Here is a 532-nt window from a genome sequence, read left to right as displayed (position 1 = left end):
GGGCGGGGGCGGGGTGGCGGGCAGGCATGGCGGTGGCTCCGGCCGAGGACGTCTCCGGCTGCATCAATCACCGGCCGCGGCCCGCGGGCAAGCGCCCGCCGGACGGTACTGCGTGTGCCAGGCACGCATCCCCCGCACCGGTGCCGCGTGCCTGGCACAGGGTCAACCAATTGACTTCGCACCCGCACAAGGCCATATGGCGGCTTGCAGCGTCAGCGGCCGATCGCGGTCCGCTCGAGAGGGCTGCGTGACGGATTTCGCCGCGGCACCTGCGCGGCAGGCCCGGCCCTCTCTTAATCGCTCGTCCCTCGGATCGCTCCATCACGCGGGCGGTCTCCTGACATCGGATCGCGATGAAGGCCGTGCATGGTGCGCGCGCCTTGCGGCGATCCCGCTGCCAAGATCCAAGAAGACTCCCTTGACCCAGTTCACCGATTTCGGCCTCGCGGCGCCCATCCTGAAGGCGCTCGTCCAGGCCGGCTACGTCACGCCGACCCCGATCCAGGCCCAGGCGATCCCGCCGGCCATGCAG

General features: G+C 70.9%; 1 protein-coding gene. It reads left to right on the top strand.

Annotated features, from left to right (window positions below; all coding sequences use genetic code 11):
• Window positions 1–418: 418 nt before the first annotated feature.
• Window positions 419–532 (top strand): DEAD/DEAH box helicase (locus tag VP06_RS39150; protein ID WP_197093327.1); only part of this gene is annotated, 114 nt, incomplete at its 3' end.

This window comes from Methylobacterium aquaticum (assembly GCF_001043915.1).
Taxonomy (GTDB): Bacteria; Pseudomonadota; Alphaproteobacteria; order Rhizobiales; family Beijerinckiaceae; genus Methylobacterium; species Methylobacterium aquaticum.
The sequence above is the reverse complement of the archived record's forward strand: the minus strand, read 5'-3'. Positions and strand labels throughout refer to the sequence as shown.